17 protein-coding genes and 1 other RNA gene are annotated in these 17843 nt (G+C 66.5%); 7 read left to right on the top strand and 11 right to left on the bottom strand.

The features are described from left to right. Positions 1-5 precede the first annotated feature (5 nt). Positions 6-1403: a 23S rRNA (uracil(1939)-C(5))-methyltransferase RlmD gene (gene rlmD, locus E9536_RS10570; protein WP_027787232.1), complete on the bottom strand. Its 1398-nt coding sequence runs from the start codon at positions 1401-1403 to the stop codon at positions 6-8. Between the two features lie 208 nt (positions 1404-1611). Between rlmD and E9536_RS10565 the strand changes: the two genes are divergently transcribed. Continuing rightward, on the top strand, positions 1612-2466 hold the full coding sequence (locus E9536_RS10565; protein ID WP_136469827.1) for an endonuclease/exonuclease/phosphatase family protein: 855 nt from the start codon (positions 1612-1614) through the stop codon (positions 2464-2466). Positions 2467-2496: 30 nt separating this feature from the next. Here E9536_RS10565 and E9536_RS10560 read toward each other — a convergent pair whose 3' ends face one another. From E9536_RS10560 to ffs, 10 genes are all read right to left on the bottom strand, one after another. Next, positions 2497-3273: a 3'-5' exonuclease gene (locus E9536_RS10560; protein WP_060073113.1), complete on the bottom strand. Its 777-nt coding sequence runs from the start codon at positions 3271-3273 to the stop codon at positions 2497-2499. 3 nt (positions 3274-3276) lie between these two features. After that, positions 3277-4365 carry an RNA polymerase sigma factor RpoS gene (rpoS, locus tag E9536_RS10555; RefSeq protein WP_027787230.1) on the bottom strand — a complete coding sequence of 363 codons (1089 nt, stop codon included), beginning with the start codon at positions 4363-4365 and terminating at the stop codon, positions 3277-3279. Positions 4366-4376: 11 nt separating this feature from the next. After that, positions 4377-5261: a peptidoglycan DD-metalloendopeptidase family protein gene (locus E9536_RS10550; protein ID WP_124532488.1), complete on the bottom strand. Its 885-nt coding sequence runs from the start codon at positions 5259-5261 to the stop codon at positions 4377-4379. Between the two features lie 5 nt (positions 5262-5266). Then, entirely contained in the window at positions 5267-6199 is a 933-nt protein-coding gene (locus E9536_RS10545; protein WP_136469826.1) for a protein-L-isoaspartate(D-aspartate) O-methyltransferase, read from the bottom strand. Next, on the bottom strand, positions 6196-6957 hold the full coding sequence (gene surE / locus E9536_RS10540; RefSeq protein WP_027787227.1) for a 5'/3'-nucleotidase SurE: 762 nt from the start codon (positions 6955-6957) through the stop codon (positions 6196-6198). The genes E9536_RS10545 and surE overlap by 4 nt, the downstream gene beginning before the upstream one ends. 222 nt (positions 6958-7179) lie before the next feature. Further along, complete coding sequence (locus E9536_RS10535) at positions 7180-8385, bottom strand: CaiB/BaiF CoA-transferase family protein (protein WP_027787226.1); 1206 nt, start codon at positions 8383-8385, stop codon at positions 7180-7182. 48 nt (positions 8386-8433) lie between these two features. Further along, on the bottom strand, positions 8434-9030 hold the full coding sequence (recR, locus tag E9536_RS10530; RefSeq protein WP_006478665.1) for a recombination mediator RecR: 597 nt from the start codon (positions 9028-9030) through the stop codon (positions 8434-8436). Between the two features lie 31 nt (positions 9031-9061). After that, positions 9062-9388: a YbaB/EbfC family nucleoid-associated protein gene (locus tag E9536_RS10525; RefSeq protein ID WP_006482124.1), complete on the bottom strand. Its 327-nt coding sequence runs from the start codon at positions 9386-9388 to the stop codon at positions 9062-9064. Positions 9389-9480: 92 nt separating this feature from the next. Beyond that, positions 9481-11841 carry a DNA polymerase III subunit gamma/tau gene (locus E9536_RS10520; RefSeq protein ID WP_136469825.1) on the bottom strand — a complete coding sequence of 787 codons (2361 nt, stop codon included), beginning with the start codon at positions 11839-11841 and terminating at the stop codon, positions 9481-9483. Between the two features lie 127 nt (positions 11842-11968). Further along, positions 11969-12067: signal recognition particle sRNA small type (gene ffs, locus E9536_RS10515), an RNA gene on the bottom strand. 400 nt (positions 12068-12467) lie between these two features. Here ffs and trxA point away from each other — a divergent pair. The 6 genes from trxA to E9536_RS10485 all read left to right on the top strand — a co-directional run bounded on the left by trxA (position 12468) and on the right by E9536_RS10485 (position 17727). After that, the gene (gene trxA / locus E9536_RS10510; protein WP_006402348.1) at positions 12468-12794 is read left to right on the top strand and encodes a thioredoxin TrxA; all 327 of its coding nucleotides are present in this window, start codon (positions 12468-12470) and stop codon (positions 12792-12794) included. Between the two features lie 193 nt (positions 12795-12987). Next, the gene (rho, locus tag E9536_RS10505; protein WP_006478662.1) at positions 12988-14250 is read left to right on the top strand and encodes a transcription termination factor Rho; all 1263 of its coding nucleotides are present in this window, start codon (positions 12988-12990) and stop codon (positions 14248-14250) included. Positions 14251-14383: 133 nt separating this feature from the next. After that, the gene (locus E9536_RS10500) at positions 14384-14884 is read left to right on the top strand and encodes a MerR family transcriptional regulator (protein WP_027787224.1); all 501 of its coding nucleotides are present in this window, start codon (positions 14384-14386) and stop codon (positions 14882-14884) included. Then, positions 14881-16437 carry an MFS transporter gene (locus E9536_RS10495; protein ID WP_060358457.1) on the top strand — a complete coding sequence of 519 codons (1557 nt, stop codon included), beginning with the start codon at positions 14881-14883 and terminating at the stop codon, positions 16435-16437. The genes E9536_RS10500 and E9536_RS10495 overlap by 4 nt, the downstream gene beginning before the upstream one ends. Before the next feature lie 38 nt (positions 16438-16475). Further along, positions 16476-17309, top strand: a complete 834-nt coding sequence (locus tag E9536_RS10490) for a M90 family metallopeptidase (protein WP_027787222.1) — start codon at positions 16476-16478, stop codon at positions 17307-17309. A gap of 157 nt (positions 17310-17466) precedes the next feature. Then, positions 17467-17727 (top strand): type B 50S ribosomal protein L31, encoded by a 261-nt coding sequence (locus E9536_RS10485; RefSeq protein WP_021156486.1) that lies wholly within the window; start codon positions 17467-17469, stop codon positions 17725-17727. Positions 17728-17843 lie beyond the last annotated feature (116 nt).

The raw sequence follows: 17843 nt of genomic DNA, 5'->3' as shown, positions 1-17843 counted from the left end.
GGAACTCAGTCGCGCTCGAACAGTGCGATCGATTCGACGTGCGACGTATTCGGGAACATGTTCACGACACCGGCGCCCTTCAGGCGGTAGCCGGCCTCGTGCACGAGCAGGCCCGCGTCGCGCGCCAGCGTCGACGGGTTGCACGACACATAGACGATGCGCTTCGGCAGCGGGCCTTCACCGCTCTGCGCGATCTCGGCCAGCGCCTTCGATACCGCGAGCGCGCCTTCGCGCGGCGGGTCGATCAGGAACTTGTCGAATGCGCCGAGCGCGCGGATGTCGTCGCCCGTCACTTCGAACAGGTTCCGGCACGCGAACGTCGTGTGACCGTCGACACCGTTTTCGCGCGCATTCGCCAGTGCGCGCGTCGTCAGCGTGTCGCTGCCCTCGATGCCCATCACCTCGCGCGACAGCCGCGCGAGCGGCAGCGTGAAGTTGCCGATCCCGCAGAACAGGTCGAGCACGCGATCGTCGCGGGACGGCGCGAGCAGGCGCAGCGCGCGGCCCACCAGTACGCGGTTGATCTGATGATTGACCTGCGTGAAGTCGGTCGGCTTGAACGGCATGCGGATACCGAATTCCGGCAACGTGTAATCGAGCGACACGTCGAGCGGATAGAACGGCGTCACCGTATCGGGGCCCTTCGGCTGCAGCCAGAACTGCACCTTGTGCTCGTCCGCGAACGCGCGCAGCAGCGCTTCGTCGTCCGTGTTGATCGGTTCCAGCACACGCAGCACGAGCGCCGTGACTTCCGAGCCGACCGCGAGCTCGATCTGCGGCATCCGATCGCGAATCGACAGCCCCTCGACGAGCCGGCGCAGCGGCACCAGCATCGCCGACACGTGCGGCGGCAGCACTTCGCAGCTCGTCATGTCGGCCACGTAGCTGCTCTTCTTCTCATGGAACCCGACCAGCACGCCGCCCTTCTTCGCAACGTTGCGCACGGTCAGGCGTGCGCGGTAGCGATAGCCCCACGACGGGCCGTGGATCGGCGCGAACATCGTTTCCGCGCGCAGCTTCGCCAGGTGCCACAGGTTGTCTTCGAGCACGCGCTGCTTGACCGCCACCTGTGCGCGCATGTCGAGATGCTGCATCGAGCAGCCACCGCAGGTGCCGAAGAACGCGCATTTCGGCTTCGTACGCATCACGCTCGGGCGCAGAATGTCGACAACCGTCGCCTGCTCGTAGCTCGGCTTGCGGCGGAAGCTCGAATAGGTCACGCGCTCACCCGGCAGCGCGCCCTCGACGAAGATGACCTTGCCCGGCTCGCCATCCTCGGTGATCGTGCGGCCGACACCGCGCGCTTCCATGTCGAGCGATTCGATCTCGAGAACCGGGGCGATTCCGGGCGCGACGGGCGCATTTCTTGATTTGCGCGCAGAAGTGGGGACGGCTTCGGACACCAGCTTTTCCTGACAAACGTTGAAGAAGGCGAGATTGTAGACGACGAAGGCCCGCATCGCCCGCTTTGCATGAGGCAGGCGTCCATACTTGAGCATAGACCGCACGGCATTGCGCCGGAATGCCCAGGCACGCAACACGCCCGGGCGGGCGCTGCGAAGCCGAGCGGGTACCCCCGGGCCTGGAATCCGCCCGGCAGGAGTTTCGACCATGCGACTGATCGACTGGAACATCCAATGGGGTCGGGACGCGGACGGCGTCGTCGATCTTTCGCGCACAGTCGCGGCGATCCGTGGGCTCGGCGCCTTCGACGTGCTGTGCCTGCAGGAGGTCACGCGCGGCTTCGGCGCATTGCCCGGCAGGCCCGGCGCCGACCAGTTCGCCGAACTCGCGGCGCTGCTGCCCGGCCATACGATCGTCGAAGCGATCGGTGCCGACCTGCCGCCGATCGAAGCCGGCGCACCGCGTCGCCAGTTCGGCAATGCGATCGCGACCCGGCTGCCGGTCGGGCGCGTGCTCCGCCAGTTGCTGCCGTGGCCGGCCGACGCCGGTGCGCCGTCGATGCCGCGCGTCGCGCTCGACGTCGAGCTGCAGGCGCCCTTCGGGCCGCTGCGCGTGGTCACCACGCATCTGGAATACTATTCGGCGCGCCAGCGGCTCGCTCAGGTCGACGCGCTGCGCAACCGGCACCGCGAGGCCTGCACACACGCGGCACGACCAGCGCCCGCCGAAACTGCCGAGGGGCCGTTCAGCACGACCGGCCAGCCGTGCGATGCGATCGTCTGCGGTGATTTCAACAGCGCGTTCGGCAGCGATGCCTATTGTCGATTCCTGGCGCCGATCGCAGACGCGCCGCGCTTCGTCGACGCATGGGTCGCCCGGCACCCCGGCCGCACGCCACCGCCGACGGCAGGTGTCTACGATACGGTGCAATGGTCGGAGGGGCCGCTCGCGTGCGACTTCGTATTCGTGACCGATACGCTGCTGCCGCACGTGATGCGCTGCGAAATCGACGGCGACGTCCGCGCATCGGATCACCAGCCGGTGCTGCTCGAACTCGATTGATCGCGCCGGCCTCGGCGCACCCCGCCCGCGCTACGCGGCGAAGCCCGCGAGGTATTCGGCCCAGTGCGACGCCGGCTCCTGCGCAAGCGAGTTCTTCACGAGCAGGATCTCGTCCGCATATTCGCTCGGCGTCAGGCCGCCGCGCATCAACTGGAACCGGCAATACAGCAGGTAGGTATTGACGACGTCGGTTTCGCAATAGTTGCGGATTTCCTCGATCCGCCCGTCCAGGAACGCCGGCCACACCTGGCTGCCGTCCATCCCGAGCTTGCCCGGAAAGCCGCACATCTTCGCGAGCGCGTCGAGCGGCGCGTTCGCGCGCGCCTGATACATCGCGAGCACATCCATCAGGTCGGTATGCCGCGAGTGGTAGCGCGAGATGTAGTTGTTCCACTTGAATTCGCGGTCGTCCTCGCCGAGATCCCAGTAGCGGGTCGCGGGAATGCCGTGCACGAGCGCGCGGTAATGGAGCACCGGCAGATCGAAGCCACCGCCGTTCCACGACACGAGCTGCGGCGTGTATTTCTCGATCACGCGGTAGAACGACTGGATCAGCGTGGCTTCGTTGTCCTGCGGCGTGCCGAGCGAGCGTACGCGAAACCCGTTGTTGTCACGGAACACACACGAGATCGCCGCGATGCGCTGCAGGTGGTGCGGCAGGAAATCGCCACCGGTCTTCTCGCGGCGCGCGGCGAACGCATGTTCGGCCACCGCGGCATCGTCGAGCGTCGCGGGCAGGTCTTCCAGACGGCGAATGCCGTCGACATCGGGAATCGTCTCGATGTCAAAAACAAGAATCGGAGTCATCAGTTACAGAACGGCGTCCTTGCGCACGCCGTTGGAGGCGAAAAACCGCTTGAGGCGCACCAGCGCTTCCTGCTGGATCTGGCGCACGCGCTCGCGCGTGAGCCCCATCTCGTCGGCCAGCTCCTCGAGCGTCGCCGGTTCGATGTGATTCAGGCCGAAGCGGCGCTCGATCACGTGGCGGTGCTTGTCGGACAGCCGCGACAGCCACGCGCGAGTGAGCGTCTCGAGTTCGCGGTGCTGCACTTCGGCGTCGGGCGACTGGCTCTGGTCGTCGGGCAACAGGTCGAGCAGGCTGCTCGCGGGATCAAGGTCGAGCGGCGCGTCGAGCGACGCCGTGTGCTCGTTGAGCGCGAGGATGTCGGTGACTTCCTCGGCGGTCTTGCCGGTGAGATAGGCGATGTCGTCGATGCTGGCTTCGCGGCGCTCGGCCGCTTCGCCCGTCGACATCGAATTCTTTTCGAGGTGGCGCTTCGCGCGCAGCACCTGGTTCAGTTCGCGGATCACGTGCACGGGCAGGCGCACCGTGCGGGCCTGGTTCATGATCGCCCGCTCGATGCTCTGGCGGATCCACCATGTCGCGTAGGTCGAAAAACGGAAGCCGCGCGTCGGGTCGAATTTTTCGATCGCATGCATCAGGCCGAGGTTGCCTTCCTCGATCAGGTCGAGCAGCGGCACGCCACGGTTCAGGTATCCCTTCGCGATGCTGACGACGAGGCGCAGGTTGCGCTCGATCATCACCTGCCGCGCCTCGAATTCACCGGCCTTGGCCAGACGCGAATAGCGCTGCTCCTCCTCGACGGTGAGCAGCGGCTTCACGCTGATGCGGTTCAGGTAATGCTGGATCGTGTCGGCCGTGAGTTCGGCCTGCAGCAGCGTGCGGAAATCGTCGACGTCGGGCGACGCCTCGGCCCGGCCTTCGCGCTCGTCGTCGCCACCGTCCGCCTCGGCGTCGCGCGCCTCGAGATCGCGTTCGTTATCCGCGTTGTCGTCTTCGTCGTCCGTCGAAGCACCCGCTCGCCCCACCGATGCTTGCGTGGCACGACTGATCTTCTCAGACTCGGCTTGCGGCTCGTGGCGCTTCGATTTCGGCATGGTCGTCTCGGTTATTGAGGCGGCAAATACTTCAGCGGATCGACAGGCTTACCCTGCCGGCGAACCTCGAAATGCAGCATCACGCGGTCGGAGTCGCTGTTACCCATCTCGGCGATCTTCTGCCCCTTCGTCACCGCGTCCCCCTCTTTTACCATCAAAGCGCGATTGTGTGCATACGCCGTGAGGTAAGTTGCATCGTGTTTGATGATAATGAGGTTGCCGTAGCCACGCAGGCCATTGCCGGAATAGACGACGCGGCCATCGGCTGCCGCTTTCACGGCCTCGCCGGCCGTACCGCCGATATTGACGCCCTTGTTCTTCGCGTCGTCGAACCCGTTCAGCACGGGGCCGCGCGCCGGCCACGCGAACGTCACGGGGCCGCTCGGTGCAGTTGCCGTGTCGCTCGATGCGGCTGCCGCGGCGGGCGGCGGCGCGACCGACGACGTACCGGCGGCCGGCGTTGCCGGGCCGCTGCTGAGCGGCGCGGTAGCGACGGCGGCGCCCCCGATCGGCGCGGCGACCTGGGTGCCCGCGACAGCGGCACCGGCCTGCGGCGACACGCGCAACAGCTGGTCGACTTCGATCTGATTCGGGTTCGCCAGGTTGTTCCACGCGGCGATGTCGCGATAGTTCTGCCCGTTTTCGAGTGCGATCCGGTACAGCGTGTCGCCCGGCTTTACCCGGTAGTAACCCGGCGGCGCCGGCGGAAGCGGTACCGCGGGCTGCGCGGCGGCAGTCGTGCCGAGCGAACCGGAGCGATCGACGACGGGCGCGTTGTCGAGCCGCGTCGCACAGGCGGCCAGTAGCGTGGAGAACGCAGCTACGCAGATCGCGCGCTGGGCGAGCGTGAGCGGTTCCCTGGAACGGTTGTTTTGCATCGCGCGCAACATACTCATCGGTTTCAAATTACTCCGGATTTTAAAGGGACAAAGAAAACGCGATCAAGCCGTGACTCCCGCCATTGCGCGTGCGCGACGCGCTCGACGAGCGTGAGCACCTGGTGCTGCCCGCTCTGCGCGCCGACCGGCGCGACAAGGCGCCCGCCGATCGCGAGCTGCTCGAGCAGCGCCTGCGGCACGTCGAGCCCCGCCGCCGCGATCACGATCGCGTCGAACGGGGCCGCCGACGGCAGGCCGACACGCCCGTCGCCGTAGTGCAGACGGATGTTCGGCACGCGCAGCGGCCGCAGGTTCAGCTTCGCGCGCTCGTAGAGCGGCTTGATGCGTTCAATCGAATACACGTCGCGTGCCACGTGGCTCAGCACGGCGGCCTGATAGCCGCAGCCCGTGCCGATCTCGAGCACGCGCTCGAGCGTGCGGCCGGCCATCGCGAGCTCGATCATGCGCGCGACAACCGACGGCTTTGAAATGGTCTGCTGGTGGCCGATCGGCAGCGCGGAATCCTCGTAGGCCTGCGTCGCCAGCCCCGGATCCACGAACAGGTGGCGCGGCACCGCGGCCATCGCCTCCAGCACGCGCGCGTCGGTCACGCCGTTCGCGCGCAGCCGTTCGACCATCCGTTCGCGCACGCGTTCCGACGTGAGCGCGAACGCGCCGGCCGGCGCGACGCTCGGCGCGGCCGGCTTCGGCATCGCGGGCTTCAGCGCGGTCGGCTTCGGTGCGGTCGCGGGCTTCGCGGCGGGGGAACCGGGCATGGCCGTGCGCGGGGCGGCGGGTTTCACCGCAACCGGTTTCAGCACGGCGGCGGGCTTGTCGGCGACCTTCGACGCCGCGACCGCCGCATGGCGTTCGCCGGCCCGACCTTCCGACTTGCGTGGCGCTCGCTTGAGATCTTCGAGCGCGAGCGGGAACCGCTTCGCGCGCTCGCCGCTCATGAAGCCCGCCCTCCGGCGCGCGCCCATTCGCGCGTCGCGGGCAGCATCTGTGTATGCGTGAGGTCCAGCTGCAGCGGCGTGATCGATACGAAACCGTTTGCCACCGCGTGAAAATCGGTGCCTTCGCTGGCGTCCAGCGCTTCGCCCGCCGCGCCGATCCAGTAGATCGGTTCGCCGCGCGGGTCGGTCTGGCGAATCACCGGCTGCGACGGATGACGTTTGCCGAGACGCGTGACTTTCCAGCCTTTCAGTTCGTCGTAAGGCAGGTTCGGGATATTGACGTTCAACAGCGGCTGTCCCGGCAGCGGATGCGCGAGGGAGTGCTCGACGATCTCCGCGGCGACGCGCGCCGCGTCCGCGAGATGGGCCCAGCCCTTGTCGACCAGCGAGAACGCAATGGCCGGCACGCCGAACATGATGCCTTCGGTGGCGGCCGCAACTGTCCCCGAATAGAGCGTGTCTTCGCCCATGTTCTGGCCGTTGTTGATCCCGGAAACGACGAGGTCCGGCCTGGCGTCGGCCATCCCTGTCAACGCGACGTGCACCGAATCGGTCGGCGTGCCGTTCACGTAGAAGAAACCCGTACTCGCTGCGCGCTGCACCGACAGCGGCCGCGACAGCGTGAGGGAATTCGACGCGCCGCTGCAGTTCTGCTCGGGCGCGATCACCGTGAGTTCGGCCAACGGCCGCAGCGCGTCGCTGAGCGCGGCGAGACCGGGGGCGAGATAGCCGTCGTCGTTGCTGAGTAGGATTCGCATCCGGCGATTGTAACCGAGGAAAGATGGCGCGAGAGCGACAGTCCGGCGACTGCGGAAGGACGGTTGCGGGCGACCGTACACGCTGCACCGCCGCGTTGCGCGGCGGCGTTCTGCGCGCTCAGGAAAACGCCTCGCCGCCCCGGGTTTTCCAGCATCAACGGCGCTCGCTTGCGGAATGTGCCCTTCGGGGAGCCCGGCGCGAGGCGACAGGCCCAGGGGCGTTCAGATCGCCCCCGCGTCGCGCAGTGCGGCAATCGCCTGCGCATCGTAGCCGAGGCCGCGCAGCACCTCGTCGGTATGCTCGCCGAGTTCAGGCCCGAGCCAGCGCGTTTCGCCCGGCGTGTCCGACAGCTTCGGCGTGATGTTCGGCAACGGAATGTCGGTGCCGTCGGCCAGCTTGAAGCGCTGGATCATCTGCCGCGCGACGAACTGCGGATCGGTGAACATGTCGGCGGCGCTGTAGATGCGCCCGGCAGGCACGTCGGCCGCGTTGAGCACGACGAGCGCTTCATCGATCGTGCGCGGCGCGAGCCATGCGGCAATCGCGTCGTCGATCTCCTGCGTGCGCGGCACGCGCCCGTCGTTTTGCGCGAGTGCGGGATCGTCGGCGAGGTCGTCGCGCTCGATCGCCTTCATCAGTCGCTTGAAGATCGGGTCGCTGTTGCCGCCGATCACGATACTGCCGTCGCGGCATGCATACGTGTTCGACGGCACGATACCCGGCAGCGACGCGCCGGTGCGCTCGCGCACCATCCCGTACACACCGTATTCGGGCACCACGCTTTCCATCATGTTGAAGACGGCTTCATACAGTGCAACGTCGACCACCTGCCCCGCGCCGCCGTTGACCTTGCGGTGATGCAATGCCATCAGCGCGCCGATCACGCCATGCAGCGCGGCGATCGAATCGCCGATGGAGATGCCGATGCGCGGCGGCGGCAGGTCGGGATATCCGGTGATGTGGCGCAGCCCGCCCATCGATTCGGCAATCGCGCCGAAACCGGGCCGGTCGCGGTACGGGCCCGTCTGCCCGTAGCCGGACAGGCGCACCATCACGAGGCCCGGGTTCTCGGCCGACAGCACGTCGTAGCCGAGCCCGAGCTTTTCCAGCAGGCCCGGGCGGAAATTCTCGATCACGATGTCGGCCTCGCGCGCGAGTTGCCGCGCGATCGCCTTGCCGGCGTCGGCCTTCAGGTTGAGCGTGACCGATTTCTTGTTGCGCGCCTGCACGGACCACCACAGCGACGTGCCGCCCTGCTCCGGATGGAGCTTGCGCCACTTGCGCAGCGGGTCGCCGCCGTTCGGATCCTCGATCTTGATCACTTCCGCGCCGAATTCGGCGAACAGCCGCGACGCGAACGGCCCCGCGATCAGTGTTCCGAATTCGAGCACTTTGACGCCCGCGAGCGGGCCCTGGCTGGTGCTCATGTGTCTCCCTGGCATGAGGAACGGCGCCGCCGACCGGCGGCGCCCGGCTTACATCGTGCGGCGGTCGAGCATCGCGCGGGCGATGGTGCCCGCGTCGACATATTCGAGCTCGCCGCCCACCGGCACGCCACGCGCGAGACGCGTGACCGCGAGCCCGCGCGCCTTCAGCGTCTGGCCGAGGTAGTGCGCAGTGGCCTCGCCCTCGTTCGTGAAGTTGGTCGCGAGCACGACCTCCTTGACGACCCCGTCGGACGCGCGCCGCACGAGGCGGTCGAAATGGATTTCCTTCGGGCCGATCCCGTCGAGCGGGCTCAGCCGGCCCATCAGCACGAAATACAGCCCGCGGTAAGTCATCGTCTGCTCGAGCATGATCTGGTCGGCGGGCGTCTCGACGACGCACAGCAGCGTCGGATCACGCTCTTCGTCGCTGCAGACCTCGCAGATCTGCGCTTCGGTGAACGTATTGCACTTCTCGCAATGCTGCAGGTGCTCGGTCGCGAACAGCAGCGACCGGCCGAGCCGCTCCGCGCCCTCCCGATCGTGCTGCATCAGGTGGACCGCCATGCGCTGGGCGGATTTCGGCCCGACACCGGGCAGCACGCGCAACGCTTCGACGAGAGCGGACAGGGCGGACGGCTGTTTCATACGGCGGCAAAAAGTGGCACGGACGCCGCGTTCAGAACGGCAGCTTGAAGCCCGGGGGCAGCGGCAGGCCGGACGTCATGCCGCTCATCTTTTCCTGCGACGTCGCTTCGGCCTTGCGCACGGCGTCGTTGAACGCAGCCGCGACGAGATCCTCGAGCATGTCCTTGTCGTCCGCGAGCAGGCTCGGGTCGATCGACACGCGACGCACTTCGTTGCGGCACGTCATCGTCACCTTGACGAGGCCGGCGCCCGACTGTCCTTCGACTTCGATCAGCGCAAGCTGCTCCTGCATCTTCTTCATGTTTTCCTGCATTTGCTGCGCTTGCTTCATCAGTCCGGCGAGGTTGCCTTTCAACATGGGAATACTCCTTCTTGATCGTGTGAAAACCGGCACGCGGCGCGTGCCGGCCAATGTGTGGGCGTGATTGTGCCTGTCGCGGGGCGCTCAGTTCAATGCAGCGTCGGCGGCGGGCCGTCCGGCGCCGCGTCGGCGAGCGGGCGCACCGAACCCTCGACGATGCGCGCACCGAAGTCGCGCACGAGCTGCTGGACGAACGGATCGCCGTGAATCTCCTGCTCGGCCTCACGCTGGCGTGCTGCACGCGCAGCCGCATCGAGTGCCGCCGCCGTACGCCGGGCGGGCCCGACTTCGACGGCCACCTCGACCGGTTTGCCGAGCGCATCGGCCAGCGCGGCCGTCAGCTTCGCCACCTGCGCAGCGTCCGCATATTGCGGCACCGGCACTGAAAGTTTCAACGTAGTCGCATCGACGGCCGTCAGCTCGCTGTTGAACGCTAGCTGGTACGCGACGCCCTTGAGCGGCAGCCGCGCGGCCAGCGCCGGCCATTCGCCGTCGAAGCCGACCGGATCGAGCGCGATCGCGGGCGGCAGCGGACGCGTGTCGACCGGAGCGGACGGGCGGGCTTCCGCCGGCTTCGGCGTCACGCGCACATCGTCGGGGCCGCTGTCGAATACCGGCACGAAGCCGTCGTCGGGCGGGCCGCCAAACATCTCGTCGGCACTGAGCGGCACGTATTCGTCCGGCGGGATGTCCTCCCACGGCGGCGGGGCCTGACGTGCATCGGCTGCCTGCGGCGCACGGGCCGCCGCGCGCGGCGTCGGCACCTGTACGGCGGCGGGACGCGGCGCGACGGGCTTCTCGGCGGCCGGCTGGGCGGCCGGTTTCGCGGCGGCGCCTGCGCGACCGCGGTCGGACGACACGCGCATCCCCGCATTGCGCAGCACGTCCAGCGCGGCGGCGGCTCCCCCGGAACGCGCTGCCGGACGGGCGGCGGGCTCGGGCGGCGCAGCGCGCGGCACCGGTTCGGTCGGCGCAGCCGGCGCGTCGCTTCGCTGCACAACCGCAGCCGGCGGCTCGGGTTCATTGCGGGCGGGTGTCGGCCTCTCGCTGGCCGGCTCCGCTTGCGGTACTGCGGCCACGCGCGGCTGCGGCGTTTCGACGACCGGCTCATCAACCGGGGCCGGCGCGGATGCCGGGACGGCAGCCGGCTTCTCAGCCGGCTGGTCTGCTTCGCCGCCAGCCGGTGCCGGCGCTGCACGCACAACCGGCGCCGCTGGCGCGGCCGTTGTCGTAGCCTGCGGCCGCGCTGCCTCGACAGGTGCCGCGGATACCGGCTTCGCCACGGCAGCCGATGCCGCCGCCACGCGCGGCCCCGGCACCGCACGCGGCACGGACGGCTGTCCGCCCGGCGCGCTGCCGGTTGCCACAGCCGGCTCGAACGCGAGCATCCGCAGCAGCGTCATCGTGAAACCGGCGTATTCGTCCGGCGCCAGGCCAAGTTCCGCGCGGCCGACCGTCGCGATCTGATAGAACAGCTGGACCTGCTCGGGGCTCAGCGTCTCCGCGAAGCGGCGCAGGTCGCCCGCTTCGGGCCATTCGTCAAGCACCGAGCCCGGCGCGAACTGCGCCCACGCGATCCGGTGCAGCAGGCTCGCGAGATCCTGAAGCGCAGTCGAGAACGACAGGCTGCGCAGCGACATCTCGTCGGCAATCGCAAGGATTTCGGGGCCGCTGCCCGCGGCAAGCGCGTCGAGCAGACGCACCATGTAAGTCTGGTCGAGCGCGCCGAGCATGCCCGACACGGCCGACTCGGTCACCTCGTTTGCCGAATAGGCGATCGCCTGGTCGGTGAGGGACAGCGCGTCACGCATGCTGCCCTGCGCGGCACGCGCGAGCAGGCGCAGCGCCTGCGGCTCGAACGTGATGTGCTCTTCGCCGAGAATCCGTTCGAGATGCGACACGATGTGCCCGGCCGGCATCTGCTTCAGGTTGAACTGCAGACAGCGCGACAGCACGGTGACGGGAATTTTCTGCGGATCGGTCGTCGCAAGGATGAACTTGACGTGCGGCGGCGGCTCTTCGAGCGTCTTCAGCATCGCGTTGAACGCGTGATTCGTCAGCATGTGCACTTCGTCGATCATGTAGACCTTGAAGCGCGCATCGACGGGCGCGTACACGGCGCGCTCGAGCAGCGCGGCCATTTCATCGACACCGCGGTTGCTCGCGGCATCCATCTCGACGTAATCGACGAAACGCCCTTCGTCGATCTCGCGACAGGCGCGACACACGCCGCACGGCTGCGACGTGACGCCGGTTTCACAGTTGAGTGCCTTGGCGAAGATCCGCGACAGCGTCGTCTTGCCGACACCGCGGGTTCCGGTAAACAGATAGGCGTGATGGAGACGCCCGCCGTCGAGCGCGTGCGTGAGCGCCCTGACGACGTGCTCCTGGCCGACGAGCGAAGCGAAATCCTTCGGACGCCACTTGCGTGCGAGAACTTGATAGGTCATCGGGAAATTGTATCAGTAACGCTGCGTCGCGCCGACACGCGAAACGGTGCGAAAGACAGGCAACGCGCAGGTAAAACGGAGTGTGGTGCAGAAACAAAAAACGCCCGGCGAACGGGGCGAGAAGGAAGGTGACGAGCCCGACCCTCGGCACTGGCGGAAAACGATTGTGGCTGCTTCGTTCCCGACCTGACCAGGTTCACCGCCCCACCATGCGAGGAGGCCCGTCACGGCATATTCTATCACCGCTTCCGGATGAATGCGACCGTTTGTTCGCACCAATGCGAATATGACCGGACAAACCGGCGCGCATCGCGTCGCACGACGCTCGCCCGCACCGAATTGCCTGCGTCCCCTTGTAATTTACGGGCCGGCCTCCACCTGCAGGGCACAACGGTCGAACGGCGCGTCGTACCCCTACTCGCGTAGCGGCTACTATCGCCGCCCGCAGCAGATAGCAATTTAGGCTAATATGACGCCCGAACGACCCGCGAGCCGCGGCATGCAGCGCTTACACCCCTCCTGTCCGGAGAGCGGAGTGACCTGCCGCAGCGGCCGGCAGCCAACGGCGGCCGGTACGCCGCAACGCGCAAGCAGGCAGTCCCCGAACCGTAAGAGGTATTGACCCAATGAGCGAACAGATCAAACACATCAGCGACGCATCGTTCGAACAGGACGTCGTCAAGTCCGACAAGCCCGTGCTCGTCGATTTCTGGGCCGAATGGTGCGGCCCGTGCAAGATGATCGCCCCGATCCTCGACGAAGTCGCGAAGGACTACGGCGACAAGCTGCAGATCGCGAAGATCAACGTCGACGACAACCAGGCAACGCCCGCCAAGTTCGGCGTGCGCGGCATCCCGACGCTGATCCTGTTCAAGAATGGCGCGGCCGCCGCGCAAAAGGTCGGCGCGCTGTCGAAGTCGCAGCTCACCGCATTCCTGGACAGCCACCTGTAATACCGGCAGTTCCGCGGACGTGTTGTCAACCGGCAACACGTCCGCCGTCAAGCCGCCGTTCGCTCGCTCAAGCGCGAATCGGCCTATGCTAGAATTAAAAAACGTCTACAAGACGCATTTAAGTCTCTGAGCGCTTCCGCTCGCCCTCCTCCCTTTATTTCTTTCGTCGTCTCCTCCCTGGCGGGTTCTCCGTATGCATTTATCCGAGCTCAAGTCTCTGCACGTGTCCGAACTGATCGAAATGGCCAATGGCCTCGAGATCGAAAACGCGAACCGCCTGCGCAAGCAGGAGTTGATGTTTGCCATTCTTAAAAAGCGCGCCAAGACGGGAGAGACGATCTTCGGTGACGGTACGCTCGAAGTGCTGCCGGACGGTTTCGGCTTCCTGCGCTCGCCGGAAATGTCGTACCTCGCGAGCACCGACGACATCTACATCAGCCCGTCGCAGATCCGCCGCTTCAACCTGCACACCGGCGACACCATCGAAGGTGAAGTCCGCACGCCGAAGGACGGCGAACGCTACTTCGCGCTGGTGAAGGTCGACAAAGTCAACGGGCAGCCGCCCGAGGCCTCGAAACACAAGATCATGTTCGAGAACCTCACGCCGCTGCACCCGAACAAGCCGCTCTCGCTCGAACGCGAAATGCGCGGCGAAGAGAACGTCACGGGCCGCATCATCGACATGATCGCGCCGATCGGCAAGGGCCAGCGCGGCCTGCTCGTCGCATCGCCGAAGTCGGGCAAGACCGTGATGCTCCAGCACATCGCGCACGCGATCAAGCAGAACCACCCGGACGTGATCCTGTTCGTGCTGCTGATCGACGAGCGCCCTGAAGAAGTGACCGAAATGCAGCGCTCGGTCGCGGGCGAAGTGATCGCCTCGACGTTCGACGAACCGGCCACGCGCCACGTCCAGGTCGCCGAAATGGTGATCGAGAAGGCCAAGCGCCTCGTCGAAATGAAGCACGACGTCGTGATCCTGCTCGACTCGATCACGCGTCTCGCACGTGCATACAACACCGTGATCCCGGCATCGGGCAAGGTGCTGACGGGCGGTGTCGACGCGAACGCACTGCAGCGTCCGAAGCGCTTCTTCGGCGCGGCGCGCAACATCGAGGAAGGCGGCTCGCTGACGATCATCGGCACCGCACTGATCGAAACCGGCAGCCGCATGGACGACGTGATCTACGAAGAGTTCAAGGGCACCGGCAACATGGAAGTGCACCTTGAGCGCCGCCTCGCGGAAAAGCGCGTCTATCCGTCGATCAACCTGAACAAGTCGGGCACGCGCCGCGAAGAAATGCTGATCAAGCCCGAGATCCTCCAGAAGATCTGGGTGCTGCGCAAGTTCATCCACGACATGGACGAAGTCGAGGCAATGGAATTCCTGCTCGACAAGATCCGCCAGACGAAGAGCAACTCCGAGTTCTTCGACCTGATGCGCCGCGGCGGCTAAGCGCCCCCGCCCCGCACCGAACGGCCGCCCGCGCATCCTGCCCGGCGGCCGTTTTTCGGTGCCAACCTGAACGTGAACGTACAGGTTGATCTATAATCGCGCCATCGCCCGGATCGAATTCCCTCCACGCCCCATGCCGAACGACACCTCCAACCCGTTGCTGACCGTGAGCGATGCCGCGTCGCGACTCGGCGTCACGCCGCGCACGCTGAAGTATTACGAGGAGCGCGGGCTCGTCACGCCGTCGCGCAGCGAGGGCCGCTACCGCCTCTACGACGAAGCCGACCTCGAGCGCTTCGCGCGCATCCTGCGGCTGCGCGCGCTCGGCTTCTCGCTGCACGGCATCACCGAAATGCTGAAGCGCCCGCTCGAAGAAACGGCCGACGGCCGGCGCCGCTACTCGGAAGCGTCGCTGCGCGACATCCGTACCGGCCTCGCCGAGCAGATCGATACGCTCGACCGGCGGATCGCGGCCGTCCAGCGCGAACTGAAGGAAGCCGTCGCGCTGCGCAAGGAACTGCAGCACGACATCGACTACGTCGAGCGGCGTCTTGCCGGCGAAAACGCCGACGCGCTGATCGCGCAGCGGCAGGCCGAAAGCGGCACGCGGCGCGCGCGCAAGGCTCGCGAATGAACGCGATGCCCGGTCGCCCGCCGCTATGGAGCCGCGCGAACCTGCGCGCGGACCTGTTCCCGTGGGCGCTCGCGCTCGTCACCGGCATCGACTATTTCGACAACGCGGCCTTCTCGTTCTTCGCGAGCTACATCGCGGGCGGCATCAACGCTTCGCCCGACGAACTCGTGTGGTCGTCGAGCGCTTACGCGGTCACGGCCGTGCTCGGCATCCTGCAGCAGCAATGGTGGGTCGACCGGCTCGGCCATCGCCGCTACGTCGCCGGCTGCATGCTGATGTTCTCGTTCGGCGCGATCGCGGCCGCGCTCGCCGACACGTCGCTCGAACTCGCGTTCGCGCGCGGATTCCAGGGATATTTCATCGGCCCGATGATGGGCGCGTGCCGGATACTGATCCAGATCAGTTTCAAGCCGCAGGAACGGCCGCCCGCGACGCGCGCGTTCCTCATCATGATCCTGCTCGGCAGCGCGCTCGCGCCGATCGTGGGCGGCCTGCTCGTCGCGCATTCGACATGGCGCGCACTGTTTGCATGTACGGCGCCGGCCGGCATCGCATTCGCGATCCTCGCGCTGCTCACGCTGCCCGACTCGGGCCGGACGCCCGACGACGAACGCGGCTCCGGACACTTCTGGCCGTATGTCGTGTTCGCACTCGCACAAGGTGCCCTGCAGATCGTGCTGCAGCAGGTGCATTACCAGCTCTACAGCGGCTCGCCGATGCTGATCCTGCTGACGATCGCGGGGATCGGCGCGCTCGCGTGGTTCGCGTATCACCAGTGGAACCATCCGACGCCGCTCGTGCGCCTTCACGCGTTCCGCGAACGGACGTTCCAGGTCGGGCTGCTGCTCTACATGTTCTATTACTACGAATCGACAGGCTTCAGTTACCTGACCTCGCGGCTTCTCGAAGGCGGGCTCGGCTATCCGGTCGAGAACGCCGGGCGGCTCGTCGGCACGATGTCGCTGATTTCGGCCACCGCGCTGTTCGCCTACCTGCGTTACGCGAAATTCGTCACGCACAAGAAGTGGTTCGTCGTGCCGGGGTTCGCGATCGCCATCACGGCCGCGCTGTGGATGACGCGAATGACGCCGCAGGTCGGCGAAGCCGCGCTGATCGTCCCGCTGCTGCTGCGCGGGCTGCTCCTGCTCTTCATCGTGCTGCCGGTGGCCAACCTGACGTTCCGGATCTTCGCGATCGACGAATACACGCACGGCTACCGGCTGAAGAACATCGTGCGGCAACTGACGATCTCGTTTGCTACGTCGTCGGTGATCATCGTCGAGCAGCACCGCGTGGCCGTGCATCAGACGCGACTCGTCGAGCGTGCGAACGTGTTCGATCCGCTGTTCCAGCAGACCGCCGATGCGCTGACGCGCAGCTATGCGGCCGCCGGCCACGCGCTGAACGACGCGCACGGGCTCGCGATCGCGTCGATCGCGCGCATGGTCGCGCAACAGGCGTCGTTTCTCGCGTCGCTCGACGGCTTTTACTTCCTGGCCGGCGTGGCGCTCGTCGGCGGCCTCTTCGCGGCATGGCAAAAAGAGATCGATTGAGTTAAAAGACAGGCTTTGGATTTCCGCGAGCCGCCTTCATGCTCTCGAAACTGACCCGCTGGTTCGACGACCGCCGCCGCGACCGCGCGCTGCGCAGCCATCCGATCCCCGACGCGCTATGGCACGACACCGTCGAGCGCCTGCCGTTCCTCGCGGCGCTGTCGCCCGACGCGCTCGGCCGGCTGCGCGAACTGACGAGCCTGTTCGTCGCGAAGAAATCGTTCTCGACCGCGCACGGGCTCGAGCTGACCGACGCGATGATCGTCGCGATCGCCGCGCAGGCCTGCCTGCCCGTGCTGAATCTCGACCTGTCGCTGTACGACGGCTGGGTCGGCGTCGTCGTGTATCCGGGCGAATTCGTGATCCGCAAGACGGTGCAGGACGAGGATGGCGTCGTCCACGAAGTGGAGCAGGACGCGAGCGGCGAGGCCTGGGAAGGCGGCCCCGTGATCCTGTCGTGGGAGGATGCGCAGATGACGGACGGCCGCGACGCGTACAACGTCGTGATCCACGAGTTCGCGCACAAGATCGACATGGTCAACGGCGCAGCCGACGGCTATCCGCCCCTTTTTCGCCGCTGGCACGCGCCGTACCTCGATGCGCAGGCCTGGGCCGACGTGTTCGAGCACGCGTACGACCAGTTCTGCGCGCGCGTCGACGCAGTGCCGGACCGCGCGTGGGCACGCTTCGAGCGGGAATCGCTGATCGATCCGTATGCGGCCGACCACCCGTCCGAATTCTTCGCGGTGTGCAGCGAAGCGCTGTTCGTACGGCCGAAAGCGTTCGAGTCCGAATTTCCGGAGCTATACCGGCTGCTCGCGCGCTACTACCGGCAGGATCCGGCCGGCACCGGCGCACTCGACGCACCGTGAAAATAATTCGTCAACCATCTGATTTTCTGGCATAATCGCCGTTTTTCGACCTTAGGCAAGTGGCTCGCGCCGGGCTTGACGTCGGCTGGATCGCGCAACTTTGTGCGGCACGGCACGGCAAGCGGCGGGTTGGCTACCGCTCTCACCAAGGAAAATCATGAAACCTGGCATTCACCCGGATTACCGCGAAGTCGTCTTCCAAGACATGTCGAACGGCTTCAAGTTCATCACGCGCTCGACGATCCAGACGCGTGAAAACATCGAACTCGACGGCAAGACCTACCCGCTCGCCAAGATCGAAGTGTCGTCGGAATCGCACTCGTTCTACACGGGTCAGCAAAAGATCATGGACACGGCCGGCCGTGTCGAGAAGTTCAAGAACAAGTTCGGCGTTCGCGCCAGCGGCAAGGCGAAGTAAGCTTTGCACCGCATCCGGTGGTTGCAACGCACCGGTATCGCACAAAAGGGCAGCCCAGGCTGCCCTTTTTTGTCTCTGCTCGCCGGGAAAGCGCCGGCCGGCGTCCGGGCATCGGC

Source organism: Burkholderia sp. LS-044 (assembly GCF_004803625.1).
In the GTDB taxonomy this organism is placed as follows: Bacteria; Pseudomonadota; Gammaproteobacteria; order Burkholderiales; family Burkholderiaceae; genus Burkholderia; species Burkholderia cepacia.
The sequence above is the reverse complement of the archived record's forward strand: the minus strand, read 5'-3'. Positions and strand labels throughout refer to the sequence as shown.

Coding starts and splice junctions, on each gene's coding strand:
- E9536_RS10495 (WP_060358457.1), top strand. CDS start 14,881: ATGAACGCGATGCCCGGTCGCCCGCCGCTATGGAGCCGCGCGAACCTG.
- E9536_RS10550 (WP_124532488.1), bottom strand. CDS start 5,261: ATGAGTATGTTGCGCGCGATGCAAAACAACCGTTCCAGGGAACCGCTC.
- E9536_RS10500 (WP_027787224.1), top strand. CDS start 14,384: ATGCCGAACGACACCTCCAACCCGTTGCTGACCGTGAGCGATGCCGCG.
- E9536_RS10535 (WP_027787226.1), bottom strand. CDS start 8,385: ATGAGCACCAGCCAGGGCCCGCTCGCGGGCGTCAAAGTGCTCGAATTC.
- E9536_RS10490 (WP_027787222.1), top strand. CDS start 16,476: ATGCTCTCGAAACTGACCCGCTGGTTCGACGACCGCCGCCGCGACCGC.
- surE (WP_027787227.1), bottom strand. CDS start 6,957: ATGCGAATCCTACTCAGCAACGACGACGGCTATCTCGCCCCCGGTCTC.
- E9536_RS10565 (WP_136469827.1), top strand. CDS start 1,612: ATGCGACTGATCGACTGGAACATCCAATGGGGTCGGGACGCGGACGGC.
- E9536_RS10520 (WP_136469825.1), bottom strand. CDS start 11,841: ATGACCTATCAAGTTCTCGCACGCAAGTGGCGTCCGAAGGATTTCGCT.
- E9536_RS10560 (WP_060073113.1), bottom strand. CDS start 3,273: ATGACTCCGATTCTTGTTTTTGACATCGAGACGATTCCCGATGTCGAC.
- trxA (WP_006402348.1), top strand. CDS start 12,468: ATGAGCGAACAGATCAAACACATCAGCGACGCATCGTTCGAACAGGAC.
- E9536_RS10485 (WP_021156486.1), top strand. CDS start 17,467: ATGAAACCTGGCATTCACCCGGATTACCGCGAAGTCGTCTTCCAAGAC.
- E9536_RS10545 (WP_136469826.1), bottom strand. CDS start 6,199: ATGAGCGGCGAGCGCGCGAAGCGGTTCCCGCTCGCGCTCGAAGATCTC.
- E9536_RS10525 (WP_006482124.1), bottom strand. CDS start 9,388: ATGTTGAAAGGCAACCTCGCCGGACTGATGAAGCAAGCGCAGCAAATG.
- recR (WP_006478665.1), bottom strand. CDS start 9,030: ATGAAACAGCCGTCCGCCCTGTCCGCTCTCGTCGAAGCGTTGCGCGTG.
- rho (WP_006478662.1), top strand. CDS start 12,988: ATGCATTTATCCGAGCTCAAGTCTCTGCACGTGTCCGAACTGATCGAA.
- rpoS (WP_027787230.1), bottom strand. CDS start 4,365: ATGCCGAAATCGAAGCGCCACGAGCCGCAAGCCGAGTCTGAGAAGATC.